Source organism: Pseudonocardia oroxyli, from assembly GCF_900102195.1.
GTDB lineage: Bacteria > Actinomycetota > Actinomycetes > Mycobacteriales > Pseudonocardiaceae > Pseudonocardia > Pseudonocardia oroxyli.
The window spans coordinates 1-18,374 of the sequence record NZ_FNBE01000028.1 but is presented as its reverse complement, the minus strand read 5'-3'; the positions used below and the strand labels follow the sequence as shown (position 1 = coordinate 18,374).

Annotated in this window: 5 protein-coding genes; 4 read left to right on the top strand and 1 reads right to left on the bottom strand. The window is 75.5% G+C overall.

Going from position 1 to position 18,374, the window contains the following annotated elements:
• Positions 1 to 3: 3 nt before the first annotated feature.
• The 4 genes from BLS43_RS28090 to BLS43_RS28075 are packed head-to-tail and all read left to right on the top strand — an operon-like array spanning position 4 to position 17,580.
• Positions 4 to 14,388 carry a non-ribosomal peptide synthetase gene (locus tag BLS43_RS28090; protein ID WP_093089735.1) on the top strand — a complete coding sequence of 4,795 codons (14,385 nt, stop codon included), beginning with the start codon at positions 4 to 6 and terminating at the stop codon, positions 14,386 to 14,388.
• On the top strand, positions 14,385 to 15,641 hold the full coding sequence (locus tag BLS43_RS28085; protein ID WP_093089734.1) for a GNAT family N-acetyltransferase: 1,257 nt from the start codon (positions 14,385 to 14,387) through the stop codon (positions 15,639 to 15,641). The genes BLS43_RS28090 and BLS43_RS28085 overlap by 4 nt, the downstream gene beginning before the upstream one ends.
• Before the next feature lie 2 nt (positions 15,642 to 15,643).
• The gene (gene entS / locus BLS43_RS28080) at positions 15,644 to 16,909 is read left to right on the top strand and encodes an enterobactin transporter EntS (protein ID WP_093089733.1); all 1,266 of its coding nucleotides are present in this window, start codon (positions 15,644 to 15,646) and stop codon (positions 16,907 to 16,909) included.
• Positions 16,906 to 17,580 (top strand): formyltransferase family protein, encoded by a 675-nt coding sequence (locus BLS43_RS28075; RefSeq protein WP_093089732.1) that lies wholly within the window; start codon positions 16,906 to 16,908, stop codon positions 17,578 to 17,580. Before entS ends, BLS43_RS28075 begins: the two co-directional genes overlap by 4 nt.
• A 121-nt stretch (positions 17,581 to 17,701) precedes the next feature.
• Here BLS43_RS28075 and BLS43_RS28070 read toward each other — a convergent pair.
• A partial coding sequence (locus tag BLS43_RS28070; protein ID WP_093089731.1) for an ABC transporter substrate-binding protein occupies positions 17,702 to 18,374 on the bottom strand: 673 nt, incomplete at its 5' end.

The following is an 18,374-nucleotide window of genomic DNA, read 5'->3' as shown; positions in this document are numbered from 1 at the left end:
CCCATGGCTCCCAGCACGACCAAGCAGGAACTCCTGGCCCGGCGGATCGCCGCCGCGGGCCTGCACCGCGCGACCCCGGGGCCGAGCTCGCCGGTGGTGCGCGAGACCGGCCGCACGGACTTCCCCCTCTCGTTCGCGCAGCGCCGGATGTGGCTGCACCAGCAGATCGTCCCGGACAGCACGGCCTACAACCTGTGCATCGAGGTCTCCTTCACCGGGAAGGTCGACGAGCGGGCGCTCGCGGCGGCCTTCCGCGCGCTGGTGCGCAGGCACGAGATCCTCCGGACGACCTACCACGCCGTCGACGGGGTCCCCTGCCAGCGGGTGCACGAGGAGCTCCCGCTGCACCTGGAGGTGGCGGACCTCGACGGGACCTCCGTGGGGGACCTCGCCCGCGTGCACGCCGCGCGGCCCTACGACCTGGAGCGGGAGAGCTCGCTGCGGGTCGTGTTCGCCCGGGAGTCGGCGACCAGGCTCACGGTGCTGCTGCTCGTGCACCACATCGCCTGGGACGGGCTGACCTTCGCGGCGTTGTCCCGCGACCTCGAGCGGTTCTACCGGGAGGCGGCCGCGGGCGGCGACCCGCGCCCGGCCCCGCCCGCGGTCCAGGTCGCCGACCACGCCGCGGCGGAGCAGGCGGCCTGGGACGACGCGGGCCGGTCGGCGGAGCTGGAGTTCTGGCGGGCCCGGTTGGCCGAACCCGCCCCCGCGCTGTTCGACGGCATGGTGCCCGAGCACCCGGACGGCCCCGCCGAGGGCGGCGCGCGGGTGGACCGGCGGATGTCCGAGGCCGCCACGAACGGGCTCCGGCGGCTGGCCCGCGACCTCGACACCACCCCGTACACGATCTTCCTGGCCGCCTACACGGCGTTGCTGAGCCGGTACGGGTCCGCGGACGACGTCGCGGTCGGGACGGCCGTGCTGAACCGTGAGGACGCCGGCGTCACCGATCTGGTCGGCAACTTCGGCAACATCGTGGTGCTGCGCTCGCCCGTCCGGGTCACCGACTCGTTCCGGTCGCTGGTCGAGCGGGTGCGCCACGTCGCGGCGGAGGGCTTCGCCCACCAGGGCTACCCGTACGACAAGCTCGTCGAGAAGCTCAACCCGGAACGCACCGCGCGCGGCGGCGGCCTCTTCGACGCCATGCTGCTCTTCCTCACCCAGCAGATCGACGGTCCGCAGCTGCCCGGCGCGAAGACCACCTGGTTCCGCACCGACAACGGGACGGCCCAGCACCCGCTGGCGCTGGAGGTGTTCCTCACCGCCGACGGCATGGACGTCGAGGCGACCTACGCGACGGCGACCCTGACGGGCCCGCTCGTGGCGCGCCTCCTGGCCGAGCTCGACGGGTTCCTCGCCGCCGCGGCCGACCGGCCGCAGGAGCGGCTCGGCGCCCTGCTGTCCGCGGGCGCTCGGTCGTCGGGCGCTCAGTCGCCGGGCACACCGTCCCCGCTCGCGGCTCCCGCGGCCACCCCGGCGCCGTCGGTCCCGGACCTGCTGCGGTCGCGGATCGAGCGGGAGGGCCGGGCCGCCGCGGTCGTGTCCGGGGACCGCGTCGTGTCCTACGCCGAGCTCGGCGCGCGGGCGGGCGCGCTGGCGGGGGAGCTGCGCGCCCGCGGGGTGGCGCCGGAGGACCGGGTGGCCGTGGTGCTGCCGCGCACCGACGACCTCGTCGTCGCCGTGCTCGGGGTGCTGGAGGCCGGCGCGGTCCTGGTGCCGATCGACCGCACCGCCCCCGCGGAGCGCATCGCCTACCTGCTGGCCGACGCGGCGCCGCGCTGCGTGATCACCACCGGGGAACTCCGGGCGAGCCTGCCCGACGCCGCCGACGGGGTGCCGCTGGAGACGGTGCTGATGGAGGACGGCGCCCGGTTCCGGGCGGGCCCCGCGCCCGCCCCGGTGCGCGCCGCCGCAGCCGCCTACCTGATCCACACCTCGGGGTCGACCGGCCGTCCCAAGGGCGTCCTTGGCACCCGCGCGGGCCTGGCGAACCGACTCGCCTGGGCGCAGGAGCAGTGGCCGGTCGCACCGGGGGACGTCCGGCTGGCGAAGAGCTCCATCGGCTTCATCGACGGGGTCACCGAGCTGCTCGCCGCGCTGGCGGGCGGCGCCCGGGTCGTCCTGGCCGACGACCGCGCCGCGACCGACGTGGCCGCGCTCGCCCGGCTGGTCGCCGACCACGAGGTCGGCCAGCTCACGGCCGTCCCGTCGGTGGTCGCCGCGCTGACCGCGCTCCCCGGCGCGGACGTCTCGACGCTCGGTCGCTGGGTGTGCTCGGGTGAACCGCTCACCGCGGCCGTCACCCGGGACGCGCTCGCGGCCGCGCCGGGTTCGGTCGTGGTCAACTCCTACGGCTCCTCCGAGGTCGCGGGCGACGTCCTCGCCGGCGAGGTCGCCGGGGACGGACCGGTGACCGTCGGCCGGCCGGTGCCGGGCGCCGAGGTCCTGCTGCTCGACCGCTTCCTCGTCCCCGTCCCCGCCGGTGTCGTCGGGGAGGTCTACGTCGCGGGCGTCCAGGTCGCCCGGGGCTACCTCGGCCGGTCGGCCCTGACGGCCGCGCGCTTCGTCGCGGACCCGCGCGGGGCGGGCGGTCGGCTCTACCGGACCGGTGACCTGGGCCGCTGGACGGAGGACGGCCGCGTCGAGCTGCTCGGCCGGGTGGACCACCAGGTCAAGATCCGCGGCGTCCGGGTGGAGCCCGGCGAGGTGGAGGCCGTGCTCGCCGAGCACGAGTCCGTCGCCGAGGCCGCGGTCGTCCCCCGGGCGGACGCCGTCGGCGGCGGGACGGCGCTGGTCGCCCACCTCGTCGGCGTCGAGGGCCGTGCGCTCGACACCGACGAGATCCGGCGGTGGCTGCGGACCCGGCTGCCCGCGCAGCTCGTGCCCGCGTTCCTCGCCCCGATCGAGGCACTGCCGCGCACCCCGGGCGGGAAGCTCGACCGGGCCGCGCTGCCGGACCCGCTGACCCACCCCGAGACCCGCCCCGCGGTCGCCTCCCGCCCGCCCCGGACCGACCGCGAACGCGTGCTGTGCGCGCTGTTCGCGGCGTCCCTCGGCCTGCCCGAGGTCGGCGTGGAGGACGACTTCTTCGCCCTCGGCGGACACTCGCTGCTGGCCCTGCGGCTGGCCAACCGGATCAAGGAGGCCGTCGGCGCGGAGATCGCGGTCGCCGACCTCTTCGGCGCCCCGACCGTCGCCCGGCTCGGCGAGCTCCTCGACCGGCTCGACGCGCTCGACGCACCGCCCGCGCCCCCGCTGGTCCGGGTGCCGCGCACCGGGGACCTGCCGCTCTCGGCCGGGCAGCAGCGGCTGTGGACGGTGACCCAGACGGACGGGGCCTCCGCGGTCGACCCGGCGGTCTACAACGTCCCCCGGGTGTGGCACGTGCACGGGCCGGTGGACCTCGCCGCGCTGCGGGCCGCCTTCGAGGACGTCGTGGCCCGGCACGAGATCCTGCGCACGACCTACCCGACGGTCGGGGACTCCGTCGTGCAGCGCATCCACGAGCCCGGTGCGGTGCCGGTCGCGGTCGACGCCCTGGCCGTCGCGCCCGCCGACGTCGACACCGCCGTGGCGGCGGCGGTCGGCCACCGGTTCGACCTCACCCGGGAGGCCCCGCTCCGGCCGACCGTGCTCGAGGTCGGCGCGGACGAGTGGGTGCTCGTCCTCACGGTGCACCACATCGCGGTGGACGAGTGGTCCTACCGGGTGCTGCTCGCCGACCTGTCCGCCGCGTACGCGGCGCGGCTCGGGGGCGGGCTCGGGGACGGTGCCCCGCCGCTCAGCGCCCCGCCGCTCAGCGCCCCGCCGCTCAGCGCCCCGGCGCTGCAGTACGCGGACTTCGCGGCCTGGCAGACCGCGTTGCTCGGGCCGGACGACGCTCCGACGCCCACGGCACGCGGGCAGCTGGACCACTGGGCCGACACCCTCGCCGGTGCGCCGGCCGAGGTGACCCTGCCCCTGGACCGGCCGCGCCCGGAGGTCTCCTCCGGCGCAGGCGCGACGGTCGGCTTCGCGCTCGACCCCGAGCTCACCGCCCGGCTGCGCGAGGTCGCCCACGAGCACCGGATCAGCATGTTCATGCTCCTGCACGCCGCTGTCGCGGTGCTGCTGGGCAAGCACGGTGCCGGGGACGACATCGTGCTCGGGACGCCTGTGTCCGCGCGGCGCGACCAGCAGCTCGACGACGTCGTCGGGTTCTTCCTCAACACCCTGGCCCTGCGGGTGGACCTGGGGGGCGACCCGACGCTCGCCGAGCTGCTGGGCCGGGTCCGCGAGGCCGACCTGGCCGCGCTGCGCCGCCAGGACGTGCCGTTCCAACGGGTCGTCGGCCGGGTCAACCCCGAACGGGCGCCCGCGCGGCACCCGTTGTTCCAGGTCGAGGTCGTGTACCTGCGCACCGACGTCGAGCGCAGCGAGCTCGGGCTCGCCGGCGCGACCGTCGTCCCGCAGCCGCCCGGTGCGGGCACGGCCCGGTTCGACGCCGCCTTCCAGTTCTTCGAGGCCGGCGACGGCGGGCCGGGTGCCGCGGTGCACGGCGTCCTGGAGTACGCCGTCGAGCTGTTCGACGCCGCGACCGCCCGGGCCGTGGTCGAGCGGCTGCGCCGGGTCCTCGCCGCGCTCGCGCGCGACACCGGCGCCCGGCTGTCCGAGGTGGACGTCCTGTCGACGGGTGACGTGCTCCGGCTGCTCGACCGGCGGACCGCCCTGCCCGCGGTCGCCGAGCGGCCGAGCACGCTCGCGGAGGCGTTCGCCCGGTCGGCCGCGGCCCGGCGGGATGCGGTGGCGCTGGTCGCGGGGCAGGACCGGCTGACCTACGGCGAGCTCGACGCCCGCGCGAACCGGCTCGCACGGCTGCTGCGCGAGCGCGGCTGCCTGCCGGGGGACCGGGTGGGGATCGCGGTGCCGCGTTCCGCCGAGATGGTCGTCGCGCTGCTGGGCGTGCTCAAGGCCGGCGCGACGTACGTGCCGCTGGACGTCTCGGCCCCGGCCGAGCGGCTGGCCCTGATCCTCGGGGACGCCGCGCCCGTCTGCGTCCTGACGACCGAGGCGACCCGGTCCATCCTCGCCGCCGCGCGGACGCCACTGGTGGTGCTGGACTCCGCCGCGGTCGTCGCCGAGCAGGCCGCCATGGGTGACGCCGCGCCCGAGGTGGGGCCGGTGCCCGCCGCGCTGCCCGCGTACGTGATCTACACGTCGGGCTCGACGGGACGGCCGAAGGGCGTGGAGGTGAGCCACCGGAGCGTGCTGGACCTGCTCGTCGCGGCGACGGCGGCGGGGACGGCCCGGCTGCGGGTCGACGAGTCCGACGTGTGGACGTTGTTCCACTCGGTGGCGTTCGACGTCTCCGTGTTCGAGCTCTGGGGGGCCTTCGTCCACGGTGGACGCCTGGTCGTCGTGGACGCGATGACCGCGCGGGCACCCGAGCAGCTCTGGGAGCTGGTCGCCGCCGAGCGGGTGACGGTGCTGAGCCAGACACCGTCGGCCTTCTACCAGCTGGCCGAGGCGGAGCAGGCGGGGGCTGCGGACTCCCTGCGCTACGTGATCTTCGCGGGTGAGGCCCTGGAGCCGCGGCGGTTGCGCCGCTGGTACGACCGGCACCCGGTGGACGCCCCGGTGATGGTGAACATGTACGGGATCACCGAGACCACGGTGCACACCACGTACCGGGAGCTGGACGTCGCCGCCGCCGAGGGGACCCGCAGCCCCGTGGGCGGTCCGCTGGGCGGCCTCGCCGTCCTCGTGCTGGACCCGCACCTGCGGCTGGTGCCCGCCGGCGTGGTGGGCGAGGTGTACGTCGCGGGCGGTCAGCTCGCGCAGGGCTACGCCGAGCGCCCCGACCTGACCGCGGCCCGGTTCGTCGCCCACCCGTTCGGTGCCGACGGCGAGCGGCTCTACCGCTCGGGCGACCTGGCCCGGTGGACCGCCGCGGGCGAGCTGGAGTTCGTCGGCCGCGCCGACGACCAGGTCAAGCTGCGCGGCTTCCGGATCGAGCTCGGCGAGATCGAGGCGGCCCTGCTGGCCCACCCCGGCGTCACGCAGGCCACCGTGCAGGTGCGCGAGGACGTCCCCGGGCACCGGCGGCTCGTCGGGTACGTCGCGCCCGGCTCCCACGATCCCGCCGACCTGCGGGCGGCGCTCGCCCGGACGCTGCCCGAGTACATGGTCCCCGCCGCCGTCGTGCCGCTCGACCGGCTGCCACTGACCCTCAACGGCAAGCTCGACCGCCGCGCGCTGCCCGTGCCCGAGGTCGGGGAGCGCGCCGTGCGGGCCCCGCGGACCGAGGTGGAGACGCTCGTCTGCACCGCCTTCGCCGCGCTCCTGGGCCTCGACGAGGTGGGGCTCGACGACGACTTCTTCGCGCTCGGCGGGGACAGCATCCTGGCCACCCGCGTGACCGCCCTGGTCCGGGCGGGCGGCTACCGGATCCGGGCGCGGGACGTGTTCACCGGGCGCACCCCGGCCCTGATCGCCGAGGCCGCCGAGACCGCGGCGCCCGCCGACGCGGGTCCCGCGGACCTGGACCTGCGCGCGACCCTGGACCTCACCGCCGAGGGCGAGGCGGCCCTCGCCGCGGTCGCGGGCGGTCCGGTCGCCGACGTGTGGCCGCTGTCCCCCCTGCAGGAGGGTCTGTACTTCCAGTCGGTCTACGACGCCGACTCGGCCCGCATCTACGTCCTGCAGAGCCTGTTCACCGCCGCGCGCGTGTTCGAGGCGGACCGGCTGGCCGCCGCGCTGCGGACCCTGGTGGCGCAGACGCCGCTGCTGCGCGCCGGGTTCACGGCCACCGCCGCCGGGCGGCCGGTCCAGTTCGTGCGCGCGGCCGTCGACCCGGAGCTGGTGGAGGTGCACCTCACCGGCACCGACGACGAGGTCGGGGCGCAGCTCGCCGAGCTCGGCCGCCGCGAACGCGACCGCAGCTTCGACCTCGCCCGGGAGCCGCTGTTCCGGCTGGTGCTCGTGCACACCGGCGCCGGTCCCGACCGGCTGCTGCTCACCAACCACTTCCAGCTGTTCGACGGCGCGGCCGGCATCACCCTCGTCGACCGGCTGGTCGCGCTCTACCACGGCAGGGATCACGACACCGCCCCGGCGACGCGCGGCCCGGACTACGCCGACTTCCTGCGCTGGAACCTCGGCCAGGACGAGGCGGCGGCGCAGCAGGCGTGGCGGGAGGCCTTCGCCGGGCTGGAGACGGGGACCGAGGTCGTCGGCGGCGCCCGCACCTGGGCGGAGCCGTCCCGGCGGGTCGGGACCCGCCTGGGCCCGGACCTGTCGGCCGCGCTGCGGCGCCTCGCCGCGGACCAGGGCGTCACGCTGAACGTGGTGCTCAACGCGGCCCTGGGCCTCGTGCTGGCCCACGCCACCGGGGGCGACGACGTGGTCTTCGGCACCCCGGTCGTCGTCCACCCCGACGCCCTGCCCGGCATCAACGACGCGATCGGCCTGTTCCTCAACACCGTCCCGGTGCGGGTGGCCCTCGACCCGCGCGAGAGCGTGGGCGACCTCCTGGTCCGCCTCCAGGACGACCGGGTGCGGCTGCTCGCGCACTCCCACCTCGGCCTCGGCCGGATCCAGCAGGCGACGGGGCACGACCGGCTGTTCGACACCCTCTTCACCCTGCGCAACGCCTGGTACTCGTTCGCCGAGTCGCCGTCGCGCGCCGACATCGCGGACGTCGCGATCGTGGACGACTCGCACTTCCCGCTGTCCTTCGCCGTCAACCCGTTCGACGACATCGAGGTCACCCTCGACTACCGGCCCGACGGCGTCCCCGAGGAGACCGCGCGCACTCTCCTCGCGCGGTTCGAGGGGGTGCTCGGCCGGGTGGCGGCCGATCCGACGGCGCCCGTCGGGTCGCTGGCCGTGTCGGTGGACGCGGAGCTCGCGGAGCTGGAGCGGGCGTGGACGGCGGGGGAGCGCCCCGTCGGCGAGGCGACGGTCGCGGAGCTGCTCGGCGAGCGGGCCCGGCTGCACCCGGACGCCACCGCGCTCGTCTTCGGCACCCGGCGGGTGTCGTTCGCGGAGCTCGACGCACGCGTGTCCCGGCTGGCCAGGGTGCTGCGCGCGCGAGGGCTGGGCCCGGAGTCCGTCGTGGGGCTCGGGCTGCCGCGCAGCATCGAGACGGTCGTGGCGCTGTTCGCGGTGCTGCGGGCGGGTGCGGCCTACGTCCCGCTCGAGCTGGACTACCCGGACGAGCGGCTCAAGGAGGTCCTGGCCGACTCGGGCGCGGCGCTCCTGGTGACCGACGCCTCCGGGGCCGTCCGCCTCGGCCCGGCGGGTGTGCCGCTGCTGTGCCTGGACGACGAGGACGTCCGGGCCGAGCTCGCGGCCGCGTCGGCGGCGCCGCTGACCGACGCGGAGCTCGGGGCCTTCGGCGCGGGGAACCCGCGCCGGGCCGAGTTCCCGGCCTACGTGATCTACACGTCCGGCTCGACCGGCCGCCCCAAGGGCGTGGTGACCCCCTTCGGCGGCCTCACCAACATGATGGTCAACCACCGGGACACGATCTTCCGGCCCGCGGTGGCCTCGGCCGGGGGCCGGACCCTCCGGATCGCCCACACGGTGTCGTTCTCCTTCGACATGTCCTGGGAGGAGCTGTTGTGGCTGGTGGAGGGCCACGAGGTGCACGTGTGCGACGAGCGGCTGCGCCGGGACGCCGTGGAGCTGGTCGAGTACTGCGACCGCGAGCGCATCGACGTCGTCAACGTGACACCCACCTACGCCCACCACCTGTTCGCGGCGGGCCTGCTCGACGAGGGCCGCCACCGTCCGGTGCTCGTGCTGCTGGGGGGCGAGGCGGTGCCGGAGTCGATCTGGGGTCGGCTGCGGGACACCGAGGGGGTGTGGGGGTACAACCTCTACGGCCCCACCGAGTACACGATCAACACGTTGGGGGCGGGCACCGACGAGAGCCCGACCCCGGTCGTCGGCAGGCCGGTCGCCAACACCCGCGACCGCGTGCTCGACGCGTGGCTGCGCCCGGTGCCCGCCGGTGTGGTCGGTGAGCTCTACATCTCCGGGGCGGGTCTCGCACGCGGCTACCTGGACCGGAGGGGGCTGACCGCCGAGCGGTTCGTGGCGGACCCCTTCACCCCCGGCGCGCGCATGTACCGCACCGGTGACCTGGTGCGCCGCCGTCCCGACGGGCACCTGGAGTTCCTGGGCCGCAGCGACGACCAGGTGAAGATCCGCGGGTACCGGGTGGAGCTCGGGGAGGTCGAGTCGGTGCTGGCCGGCGTGCCGGGGGTGGCGCAGGCCGCCGTGCTCACCCGGCCGGACCCCGTCGTGCCGGGGCAGCGCAGCCTCGTGGCGTACCTGGTCCCTGACGGCCCGGTCCCCGACCGCACCGGTCTGCCCGAGGCGGTCCGCGCGCGGGCGGCGGAGCTGCTGCCGGACTACATGGTCCCCACGCTGTGGGGACAGGTCGACGCCCTGCCCCTCACCGTGAACGGCAAGCTCGACACCGCCGTCCTGCCCGAGCCGCGCCGGCTGCGGAGCCGGGCCGCGCGCCCGCCTGCCACCGAGACCGAGCGGGTGCTCTGCACGGTGTTCGCCGCCGTGCTGGGCCTGGACGAGTTCGGCGTCGACGACGACTTCTTCGGCTTCGGCGGCGACAGCATCTCCTCGCTGCAGGTGACGAACCAGGCGCGCAAGGCGGGTGTCCGGATCCGGCCGCGGCACGTGTTCGACGGCCGCACCCCGGCCCGGATCGCCGCGGCGCACGACGGCAGCGGCACGGGCGGCGACAGGGGCGGCGAGAACGGCGCCGCGACCGGCACCGCGACCGGCACCCCGGCAACCGGCACCGAGCGTCCCGCCTTGGTGCCCGGGCCCCGGGGCGGGACCGCGCCCCTGTCCGACGGCCAGCGCCAGCTCTGGACGATCTTCAGCATCGAAGGACCGGTCCCGACCTACACCATCCCGTTGGTCTGGCGGCTGACCGGGACGCTGGACGTGCCGGCGTTCCGCGCCGCGCTCGGCGACCTGCTCCTCCGCCACGAGATCCTGCGGACGGTGTACGTGGCGGAGGAGGGTGACGTGGTCGCCCGGGTCCTCCCGCTCGACGACGCACCCGACTGGTTCGGCCACCGGCGCGTCGACCCCGGTGAGGTCGACGCCCTCGTCGCCGAGCTGTCCCGGTACGGCTTCGACCTCGCTGCCGAGCTACCGATCCGGGCGGAGGTGCTGACGTGCGGCCCGGCGGAGTCCGTCGTCGTGCTCGCCGTCCACCACATCGCGGTCGACGAGATGTCGTGGCGGCCCCTGGTCGCCGACCTGGAGCGCGCCTACGCGGCCCGGCTGGCGGGCCGCGACCCGGCGCTCGGACCGGCCGCGGTGCAGTACGCCGACTACGCGCGCTGGCAGCGGGCCCACCTGGGGACGAGGTCCGCGCCGACACCCGCGAAGACGGCCCAGCTCGAGTTCTGGCGCGCCACCCTCGACGGCGTGCCCGACGAGACGAGCCTCCCCGCCGACCGGCCGCGCCCCGCCGTCCTGAGTGGACGGGGTGCGACCGTCGAGGTCCGGCTGCCCGCGGAGCTCACCGCCCGGGTGCACGCCGTGGCCGAGGAGCACGGGATGAGCGTGTTCATGGTCCTGCACGCCGCGGTGGCGCTCCTGCTCGGCAAGCACGGCGCCGGGGAGGACGTCGCCGTCGGGTCCCCGATCTCCGGCCGGGTCGACGCCGCGCTCCAGGACTCCGTGGGCTACTTCCTCAACACCCTCGTGCTCCGCACCCGGGTGGCGCCCGAGTCGACGGTGGGGGAGTTCCTGCGCCACGTGCGAGAGGTGGACCTGCAGGCCTACGACCACCAGGACACCCCGTTCGACGAGGTCGTCGACCTCGTGCGGCCCACCCGCTCGATGGGCCGCAACCCGCTGTTCCAGGTCATGCTGGTCTTCCTCGCGCAGGAGGCCAACCACGCCTCGCTGCGCCTGCCGGGCGTGGCGGCGACGGCGGAGCACCTGACGACCGGCACCTCGAAGTTCGACCTCGCCTTCAACCTGCAGGAGCGCGCGGGCCGGATCGGCGGGGTGGTCGAGTACTCCACCGACCTGTTCGACACCGACACCGTCCGCCGGGTGGCCGAGCGGCTCGAACACGTGCTGGACCGGCTGACCCGGGACCCGGCCGTGCGGCTGGGCTCGATCGGCGTGCTGGCCGCCGCCGACCGGGCCGCGCTCGAGCGCGACCGGGCGGCCGGGGAGCGTCGGGTCGCCGACGCCACCGTGGCGGAGCTGCTCGGCGAGCGCGCCCGCGTGTGCCCGGACGCCGTGGCCCTCGTGGCGGGGTCCGAGCGTGTGACGTTCGCGCAGCTCGACGCCCGCGTGTCCCGGCTGGCGCGAGCCCTGCTGGACCGGGGTGTGGGCCCCGAGTCCGTGGTGGGCATCGGCCTGCCGCGCGGGGTCGAGACCGTCGTCGCCCTGTTCGCCGTGCTCCGGGCGGGCGCGGCCTACGTGCCGCTCGAGCTGGAGTACCCGGACGAACGGCTGCGCGCGGTGCTGACGGACGCGTCGGCGGCCCTGCTGATCACCGATGCGGAGTCGGCGCCCCGGCTGGCGGCGACCGGCGTCCCCCCGCTGGTCCTCGACGACCCCCGGGTGCGGGCCGAGCTGGCGGAGCGGTCGGGCGCCGCGGTGACCCCCGGCGAGCTGGGGGCCTTCGCGCCGGGGAACCCGCACCGGGCGGACCTCCCGGCCTACGTGATCTACACCTCGGGCTCGACGGGGCGGCCGAAGGGCGTCGTCACGCCGTACCGGGGGCTGACGAACATGATGGTCAACCACCGGGAGAAGATCTTCCGGCCCGCGGTGGCGGCGGCGGGCGGGCGCGTGTTCCGGGTGGCCCACACCGTGTCCTTCTCCTTCGACATGTCGTGGGAGGAGCTGTTGTGGCTGGTGGACGGGCACGAGGTGCACATCTGCGACGAGTCGCTGCGCCGGGACGCCCCCGAGCTGGTCCGCTACTGCGACCGGGAGCGCATCGACGTCGTGAACGTCACGCCGACCTACGCCCACCACCTGTTCGCCGCCGGGCTCCTCGACGCGGACCGGCACCGACCGCCCTTGGTCCTGCTGGGTGGGGAGGCCGTGCCCGAGTCGATCTGGGGTCGGCTGCGGGACACCGACGGGGTGTGGGGCTACAACCTCTACGGACCCACCGAGTACACGATCAACACCCTGGGGGCGGGCACCGACGAGAGCGCCACGCCCGTCGTCGGGCGGCCGATCGCCAACACCCGCGACCACGTGCTCGACGCGGGCCTGCTGCCGGTTCCCGCGGGCGTGGTCGGCGAGCTGTACGTCGCGGGGGCCGGTCTGGCGCGGGGGTACCTGGGCCGCGGCGCGCTGACGGCGGAGCGGTTCGTCGCCGACCCGTTCACCCCGGGCGGGCGCCTGTACCGCACGGGTGACCTGGTGCGGCGCCGACAGGACGGGCACCTGGAGTTCCTGGGGCGCAGCGACGACCAGGTGAAGATCCGCGGCCACCGGGTGGAGCTCGGCGAGGTGGAGGCGGCGTTGGCCGGCGTGCCGGGGGTGGCGCAGGCCGCCGTGCTCACCCGGCCGGACCCGGTCGTGCCGGGGCAGCGCAGCCTCGTCGCCTACCTGGTGCCCGACGGCCCTGTTCCCGACGACGGAGCCGAGCAGCTGCCCGCGCAGGCCCGCGACGCCGTGTCCGCGCGGCTCCCCGGTTACCTCGTCCCGACCCTCTGGGCGGTGGTCCCGGCGTTGCCGCTCACGGTCAACGGCAAGCTCGACGCCGCGGCACTGCCCGAACCCGCGCCGCTGCGCGCGCGGACGGGGCGGACGCCGCGGACGCCCGTCGAAGCGCTGCTCTGCGAGGCGGTCGCCGAGACGCTGGGGGTCCCGAGCGTCGGGATCGACGACGACTTCTTCGATCTCGGCGGCGACAGCCTCTCCGCGATCGCGCTGGCCGGCCGGGCCCGCGCCGTCGGCCTGCCGGTGCGGGTGCGAGACGTCCTCCGGTACCCGACGGTCGCGCAGCTCGTCGAGCAGGGGACGGCCGCGGACGTCGAGGAGCCCGCGGCGGATCCCGGCCTGGGCCGCGTCGGGCTCACGCCCGCCCTGCGATGGCTCGAGAGCCTGGGCGGGTCACCGGCCGGGCCGCACCAGGCGGGCCTCCTGCGGACCCCGCCCGGCGTGGACCGGGCCACGCTGGTCGCCCTCCTCGGCGCGCTCCAGGTGCGGCACCCGGTGCTGGGCGCCCGGCTCGTGACGGACGACCGCGGCCGCTGGGACCACCTGCACGTCCCGGACCCGACCGGGCTCGACCCGGCGGGGACGCTGCGTCGGGTCCCCGTGTCGGACGAGGATCTCGCCGCGGTCGTGGCCCGCGAGACCGCCGCCGCCCGGGACGCGCTCGACCCGTTCTCCGGTGCCGTGGTGCGGTTCGTCTGGCTGGACCGCGGGCCCCGGCGCACGGGACGGCTGATCGTCGTCGCGCACCAGCTGGTCGTCGACGGAGCGTCCTGGCGCACCCTGGTCGAGGACATCGCGGCCCTGGGCGCGGGCGCCGCTCCGCCCGGTCCGGCGGGGACCTCCCTGCGGACCTGGTCGGACGTGCTGGCGGCGGTCGCCGAGGACCCGCGGACGGCGGACGAGGCGCCGCACTGGCGGGCGCTCGCGGCCGGCGCGGCGCCGCTGACCGGTGATCCCGCGCCGCGGCAGCCGGCGGCGGACGCCCGCAGGCACCGACGGGAGCTCGACCCGGCGGTGGCCGAGACGGTGCTCGTCGGGCTGCCCCGTGCGCTCGGCGTCTCGGTGAACGCGGTCCTCCTCGCGGCACTGGACCTCGCGGTCACCGCGGTGCTCGGCGGGGCGGGGAAGGGTGTGCTCGTCGACGTCGAGGGGCACGGTCGGGTCGAGGGACTCCGGCCCGGTCTCGATCTCACGCGCACCGTCGGCCGGTTCACCGCCCTGCACCCCGTCCGGCTGGCGGGGGCGACGGACCCCGGCGGCCTCGACGACGCCGCCCGGCTGCTCGACGCCCAGCTCACCGGCCACCCGAACGGCGGGCTGGGGTACGGGCTGCTGCGCCACCACGTGCCGGGGGTGGACCTCGGACCGGCCGCCGACGTGTCGTTCAGCTATCTGGGCCGCACCGTGGTCCCCGCCGAGTCGGCGTGGTCCGTGGCGCCCGAGTTCGCCGCGACCGACGTCGGCGCGGCCCGGGGCGTCCTCTCCGGACACGGCCTGGTCATCGGCGTGACCGCGGTCGACGACGGCACGTCGCTGCGGGTGGCGGCCGACATCCGCACCGGAGCACTGCCCAACGAGACCGTCGAGAGACTGGCGGCGCACTGGATCGGGACCCTCGAGTCCTGGGCGGTCCGTGCGGCCGCCCACAGGAAGGACCAGCTGTGAGCACGACGTCCGAGGTCCGGACCGCCCGCCCGGCGCGGGTGGAACGGCTGGCACCGGAGCACTGGCGCTCCTCCTACGACCTGTTCATGGCGGGACTGCACCTCCCGGCCACGTCGGACGAGCGCTGGGCCCAGGTCGAGGGCCTCTACCGACCCGGGCTCGTGTACGGCAGCCTCGTCGACGACACGGTGGTGGCCACCCTCATGACCACCCCGCTGGGCATGGTCGTCCCGGGCGGCGGGGTGCTCCCCGTCGCGGGTTCCACCGCGGGCGGCGTGCGCAGCGACCACACGCGACGCGGGCTCTACGCCGCGCTGATGAGCACCCGGCTCCAGGACCTCGCCGAGGCCGGGGAGACCTTCCTCGTCGAGCGGCCGAGCGTGGCGACGCTGTACCAGCGGTGGGGGAGCGGCGAGGCGACGGCGACCCGCACCCTGCGCGTCCATCGCGACCGCTCGACCCCGCGTGCGGATCTCCCCGCGCCGACGGGCGTCGTCCGGCAGCCGGTCGACGGCGGGCTGCGCGAGGTCCTGGCCGCCGTGCACGCCCGCGCCGTGGCCTCCGGGGCCCGGCCGGGGATGGTGCACCGCTCCCCGGCCTGGTGGGACGCGTGGGACCCCTACCGCGGGGCCGCCCCGACGCTGGCCGCGGCGACCTACGAGGGGCCCGGCGGGGAGACGGGCTACGTGACCTGGGCCGTCGACTTCGAGGGTGTCGACGTGGCGTCGATGCGCCGGGTGCTGACGGTCGTCGAGCTCGTGGCCGGGTCGCCCGAGGTCGCCGCCGTGCTGTGGCGGTACCTGCTGCACCTCGACCTCGTCGAGGAGATCCGCGCCCCGGGCCGCCCGCTCGACGAGGCGGTGCCGCTGCTGCTGCACGACCGCCGGGCGTGCCGCGTCGAGGACACCCTCGACGAGATGTGGCTGCGGATCGTCGACGTCCCCGCGGCCCTCGCCGCGAGACGCTGGGGCTCGGGAACCGGGTCCGACGGCGTCGTGGTCGAGATCGTCGACGAGCACCTGCCCGCGAACGGGGGGCGGTACCGGATCAGCGGCGCCGGGGTCGACCGCGTGGCCACGGACCCGCAGCTCACCGTGCCGGTCTCGGCACTGGCGGCCGCCTACCTCGGCGGCACCGCGCCCTCCCAGCTCGCCGCGGTCGGCCTCGTGGCCGTCCACGATCGCGCAGCCGTGCCGCTCGCGGACCGGCTGTTCGCGACCGGCGCCGCGCCGTGGTGCGGGACGATGTTCTGATCATGCTCCGATCCCTCCTGGTCGACATCACCCCGCTGCGGCGGAGTGCGTCCTTCCGCTCCCTGTTCCTCGCCCGTTTCGTGCTGCTGTTCGGCGTCGGTCTCGTCGCGGTCACCGTGCCGCTGGAGGTGTACCGGCTCACCGGGTCCACCGCCACGGTCAGCCTGGTGGCCGCGGCGGAGGGGTTCGCGTTCTTCGCCGGGTTCCTCGCGGGCGGCGTGCTCGCCGACCGGCGGGACCGGTGGGCGCTGATCGTGTGGAGCACCCTCGTCTGCGGGCTGACCTTCGTCGGGCTCACCCTCAACGCGGCGTTCCTGCAGGCCGTGTGGCCCGTGTTCGCCTTCGTCGTGCTGAACGGACTGTCGGGCTCGATGGGCATCACCGCGCTGCTCGCCGTCCTGCCCGAGCTGGTCGACGCCTCGCAGCTGCACGCCGTCGGGGCGCTCAACACCGTGTCGATGCGGCTGGGCACCGTCCTCGCCCCGGTGACCGGCGGCGCGGTCTTCGCCGTCGCAGGCCCGGGGTGGAACTACGGCGTCGGCGCGGTGACGGCCCTGTCGGCCTGGGTGGTGCTCCTGCTCGTCGCCCGACGCCGGGCGGCCGTCCCCCGCTCCGGCACGCAGGCAGCGCCGTCCACTGCGGAGGGTCCGCTGCGCGCGATGCGCAGCGGCTACCGGTTCGTCGTCCGCGAGCCCGTGGTCCGCGGCGTGATGGTGGCGGGAGTGGTGGGGATGTGCGGCGGCGGGTCGCTGGTCCTCATCCCCGCGTTCGTCGACGCCCGGCTGGGCGGGGACCCGACCGTGGTGGGCCTGATGTACTCCGCCCTGTCGGCGGGGCTGATCCTCGGGGCGCTGGGCAGCGGCCGGCTCGGCGGCGTGTCCCGTCCGGGTCGGCTGCTGCTCGCGATGATGATCGTGAGCTTCCTCTGCTACGTCGCCGCAGGCCTGGCCTCGGTCGTGCCGGTGGTGCTGCTCCTCGTCGTCGCCGCGGGCGCGAGCGTGTCGGTCGAGGAGGTGCTCCGGTACGCCCTGCTGCAGATCCGCACGCCCGCCGCCATGCTCGGGCGGGTCAACAGCGTGTTCGGGGCACAGAACATGTCCGGCGCCGCCGTCGGCGCCCTGGTGGCCGGGGTGTTCGGGTCGGTGTTCGGGCCCGCCGACGCCTTCTGGGTCTACAACGCCGTCATGGCGGGTGTCGGTGTCGTCCTGTTGGTGGCCCTGCCCGGGCTGCGCCGGGTCGGCGGCCACGGTCGAGTGGAGGTGTCATGATCTTCGTCGGTGACGGTGCCCTGCTGTGGCGGGCCGTCGACCACGCCCGTCGGAGCGGGTACGCGGTGGACGGGGTGTGCACGTCGGTCGGCGGGGACCGGCCGCCCTGGGCCGAGTCGGTGGCGGTCCACGAGACCACGGACGTGAACCTGCTCGCGGACGAGTTGGCGGCGGCCTCGACCGACGGGATCGTCTGGTCGATCGACAACCGCTTCCTGTTCCGGGCGCCGCTGCTCGGGACGGGGCTGCGGATCTTCAACGTGCACGGCGGCCCGCTCCCGCAGTACCGGGGGCTGCCCCTGGCCCTCGTGGCCCACGCGATCCTGAACGGGGAGACCGAGTTCGCCGCGACACTGCACGAGGTGGACGCGGGGATCGACACCGGTCCCGTCGTCGACGAGGAGCGGTTCCCGGTGGAGCCGGACGACGTCTTCGAGGACGTGATGCTCAACCTGGTGGAGGCCTGCCATCGCCTCTTCGTCCGGGCGGCCGACGCGGTGGCGGCGGATCGGCTGCCCCGAGGGGAACGGCGACCGGGCCCGGGTGGCTACTACGGCAGGCGGGCGCTGACCGAGTTCGTCCGGCACCGGGCCCATCCGAACTATGCCCGCGCCACTGATCTCGGAATGTTCGAGGATTTCTTCCCGGAAGCGGCGGCGGCCTGGCGCTGACCGCGGAAATCGGGGCGATGAAGGGGAGTAGTCTGTCTCGGAAAGCGGTCGGTCACCATTTCCCGCGGCGCCGATTCCGGGCCGGGATGATTCCGGCCCGGAATCATCCCGGCCCGCGCGATCAGCCCGTCGCGGTCTTGAGGAAGGGCAACATGGCGTCGACCCCGTAGGGGATGGACAGGACTGAGGGTGAGGAGAGTGCGAGGTCGGGCATGAAGTAGGCGTGGTCGGCTTTGACGGCGCCGAGGTTGGCGAGGCCTGCGTTGGAGGCGAGGGTGTCGGTTTGGTTGGCGCCGAAGCCGTAGATGACGAGGATGTCGGAGTCGATCTGGGGGAGGAGTTCGGCGGAGAGGGGTGTCTGGGTGTCGGTGGGGGGTAGGGCTGCGACGTAGGGGGTGTCGGTGAAGCCGAGTTCTTTGAGTGTGGTGACGACGGTGGCCTGGTTGCCGCCGACGTAGACCTCGCCGGCCATGACGTCGAGGTAGGTGGCGGTCTTGCCGTGGAAGGTGGGGTTGGCTGCGGCGACGCCGTTGAGGTAGGTCTCGGTGTCGGTGACGAGTTTGTCGCCTTCTGCGGGTTTGCCGAGTGCTTGGGCGATCAGCCGCGTCGCGTCCTGCCATTTGGGTGCGTAGGGCTGTGCTCCGACGGGGAGGGCGATGGTGGGGGCGATGCGGGAGAGGGTGTCGTATTCGTCTTTGTCGCCGCCGGAGGCGACGTTGATGATCAGGTCGGGCTTGGCCGCGGCGATGGTCTCCAGGGGCAGGACGCGGCCGGTCGTCACGGTGGGGGTGGCC